The organism is Nocardia farcinica (assembly GCF_029867845.1).
Lineage (GTDB): Bacteria > Actinomycetota > Actinomycetes > Mycobacteriales > Mycobacteriaceae > Nocardia > Nocardia farcinica_A.
In genome coordinates this window covers 1-3,218 of the sequence record NZ_JARWRU010001138.1, presented here as the reverse complement: position 1 = coordinate 3,218, position 3,218 = coordinate 1, and the positions used below count along the sequence as shown (strand labels likewise).

General features: G+C 71.6%; 4 protein-coding genes and 1 pseudogene. 4 read left to right on the top strand and 1 reads right to left on the bottom strand.

The genetic code is table 11. The features are described from left to right. Positions 1-547 (bottom strand): annotated as a pseudogene (locus tag QH283_RS25390) (hypothetical protein); the annotation flags it as partial. Between the two features lie 261 nt (positions 548-808). Between QH283_RS25390 and rimP the strand changes: the two are divergent. The 4 genes from rimP to QH283_RS25370 all read left to right on the top strand — a co-directional run. Further along, on the top strand, positions 809-1,450 hold the full coding sequence (gene rimP, locus QH283_RS25385) for a ribosome maturation factor RimP (RefSeq protein ID WP_280505451.1): 642 nt from the start codon (positions 809-811) through the stop codon (positions 1,448-1,450). Next, a complete protein-coding gene (gene nusA / locus QH283_RS25380) occupies positions 1,447-2,475 on the top strand; it encodes a transcription termination factor NusA (RefSeq protein WP_280505450.1) in 1,029 nt (342 codons plus the stop codon). Before rimP ends, nusA begins: the two co-directional genes overlap by 4 nt. Before the next feature lie 170 nt (positions 2,476-2,645). After that, the gene (locus QH283_RS25375; protein ID WP_280505453.1) at positions 2,646-2,963 is read left to right on the top strand and encodes a YlxR family protein; all 318 of its coding nucleotides are present in this window, start codon (positions 2,646-2,648) and stop codon (positions 2,961-2,963) included. A 110-nt stretch (positions 2,964-3,073) separates the two neighbouring features. Then, the coding region (locus QH283_RS25370) for a translation initiation factor IF-2 N-terminal domain-containing protein (protein ID WP_280505452.1) at positions 3,074-3,218 on the top strand (145 nt) is incomplete at its 3' end.

Genomic DNA, 3,218 nt, shown 5'->3' with positions numbered 1-3,218 from the left:
GCGGGGGGGGGGGGGGGGGGGTTGGGGTCCGGCGCCCGGGGGGGGGCCCGCCGCGGAACCCGCCCCCCCGGCGGGCGACCCCCGCGGCTCCCCCCGCGGCGGGCCCCCCGCGCTGGGCGGCGATGGTGGCGAGCACCGGCTGCAGGTGCGGCGCCAGCGCGATCGCGGCATTCGCGGCCGCGGCGTCGGCGCGGGCCTGCAACTCGTGGGTGAGCAGCGGATCGGGGTCGTGCACGGTCTCGTCGGCGCAGGCGGCGGTCGCGGCCAGTGCCAGCGCGCCCAGCGTGCCCGCGCCTGCCACGCGCAGGGCGGTGCGACGGTCGACCGGTGAGGCGGGATCGCGCCGTGCCGTCTCGGGCGCGGTGCGCGCTGAGAGGGACCGGCGCGCTTCGGAAGACGCTGTGGCGCCGCGCAGTTCGCCGCGACGGGCATCGGCCGAGGGGTGTGGACGGTCCGCGCCCGCGTCGTCGCGCGCGGTGATCTGCCGATGGTCGAGCGGAGCTTTCGACGGCCCGGTCTGCGGCGGCGTGGAGAGGCGGAATCGCACCCGACCATCGTGCCAGATCCGCGCTCGCGGGCCCGTCGCCGAGCCCTCCCGCCGGAGTGGCGCCGACACCCGCCGAGTGCCCTGTCGCGCGCCCCTCGCCCCGGGGGACACGCCATGCCGGCCGGATGCACGAGCCGGGCCGGTGGTCCTATACACTCCCCGGGCGCGTTACGCTAGAGATTCGGTACCGGATTTCTCGCCGTGTCACACCGACCGTGCCACAACTGGACCGCGTCACAACTGAACCAGGAGCCGCCGCACATGCCCATGCCGACCGAGGAGAGGGTGAGCCAGCTGGTTGCTGGTCTCGTCGAACGCCGGGGTTTCGACCTCGAGGGCGTGCGGATCGCCACGGCGGGCGGGGGCGGGCAGAGCAGGCTCACGGTGGTGGTGGACAGCGACGGGCCCGCCGATCTGGACGCGGTGGCCGAGCTCAGCTCGGAGATCTCGGTAGTCTTGGACGACGCGGCCGTCTTCGGCGAGTCGCCGTACCTTCTCGAAGTCACCACCCCGGGGGTCGACCGGCCGTTGACCGCGCCGCGGCACTGGCGTCGCGCGCAGGGCCGCAAAGTCCGCGTCACGCTGCGCCCCGGCGCCGAGCCGCCCGATCCCGGCGGATCGTCACGCTTCGAGGCGCGGGTCGGCCCGCTCGCCGAGGACACGGTCGCGCTGGTGCTGGGCGGCAAGAAGAAGCCGCACCGGGTGCACGTGCCGCTCGCCGACATCGAGCGGGCGGTCGTGCAGGTGGAGTTCTCCCCGCCGGGGGCCAGGGAACTGGAACTCGCGGGCGGGGTCGCGCCCGGTCGGCCGCAGCCGGCTCAGGACGAAGGTCTCGCAGCATCCGCACCATCAGCGTCACCCGCAACACCAGCGTCCGAGCCGACCGAAGGGACCGTGGAATGAACATCGAAATCGAAGCCCTGCGGGCGATCGTCGCCGACAAGGGGATCTCGATCGAGACGGTGATCTCCGCGATCGAGTCGGCCCTGCTGACCGCCTACCGCCACACCGAGGGCCACCAGCCGCACGCGCGCGTCGACATCAACCAGAAGACCGGCGCCGTGCGCGTCATGGCCCAGGAGCTCGACGCCGACGGCAACGTGATCTCCGAATGGGACGACACCCCGGAGGGGTTCGGCCGCATCGCCGCGACCACCGCCCGCCAGGTGGTGCTGCAGCGGTTGCGCGACGCGGAGAACGAGAAGTCCTTCGGCGAGTTCGCCACCCATGAGGGCGACATCGTCGGCGGCGTCGTGCAGCGCGACGCGCGGGCCAACGCGCGAGGCACGGTGGTGGTGCGCATCGGCAGCGAACTGCACGGCACCGAGGGCCTGATCCCGCCCGCCGAGCAGGTGCCCGGCGAGACCTACGAGCACGGCGACCGCATCAAGTGCTATGTGGTCGGCGTCTCACGCGGCCCGCGCGGCCCGCAGATCACCCTCTCACGCACCCATCCGAACCTGGTTCGCCGGTTGTTCGCCCTCGAGGTGCCGGAGATCGCCGACGGATCGGTGGAGATCGTCGCGGTCGCCCGCGAGGCGGGGCACCGGTCCAAGATCGCGGTCCGCGCGACCGTGCCGGGGGTCAATGCCAAGGGCGCTTGCATCGGCCCGATGGGTCAGCGTGTGCGCAACGTCATGAGCGAACTGGCGGGCGAGAAGATCGACATCATCGACTACGCCGACGATCCGGCCACCTTCGTTGGCAATGCGCTCTCGCCGTCGAAGGTGGTTTCGGTCACCATCGTCGACCCGGACGCCCGTGCCGCGCGGGTCGTCGTGCCCGACTTCCAGCTCTCCCTCGCCATCGGCAAGGAGGGGCAGAACGCCCGCCTGGCCGCCCGCCTGACCGGCTGGCGCATCGACATCCGCAGCGACGCGGCAGGCGATGTCGACGACAACGCCCGTACGGAGGCGCATCGCAGTTGAGTCGGGCACACGGCGCGAGCCGGGAGAGCGCCGCCGCGAGCCGGGAGAAACCGCAGGCGCGGGACCGATTCGTCACGCCGGAAGGGGACGGGTTCGGTGAACCGGGCGTTGCGGCTGTAGAGTGGACAGAGGTTCGACCCGAGCCCTCGGCCTCCGAGACCGAGCGCACCATCGCGCAGCACCCGGCGTCCGTTCGCCGGTCGGCTCCGGTGCGTACGTGTATCGGATGCCGGAAGCGAGAGTCGGCCGACGAACTGCTACGGATCGTGGCACGAGATGCGGATGCCGGCGACGGATCCCGTATCGTCGTGGTCGTTCCCGATCCGCGGCGCAGACTTCCCGGAAGGGGTGCCTGGTTGCACCCCGTTTCCGCTTGTCTGAGCGCAGCGGTTCGACGCCGAGCATTCGGCAGAGCACTACGAGTGTCCGGACATCTGGATATCTCAGCCCTGGAGCAGCACCTCGAGAACAGGCACGAGCACTCATGAGCACACCGTGAAGTACCAACGATGAACGTCCATCGGAGATAACCCGAGGTCGTGCGGGCCGCCGTCCCCCTGAACCGGTGGCGCTGCTCGACCTCTCAGTGAGGAGAGCAGTGGCAGGCAAGGCCCGCGTGCACGAGTTGGCCAAAGAACTCGGTGTCACGAGCAAGCAACTACTCGCAACGCTCAAGGAGCAAGGCGAGTTCGTGAAGTCGGCGTCGTCGACGGTGGAAGCACCCGTCGCGCGTCGTCTCCGCG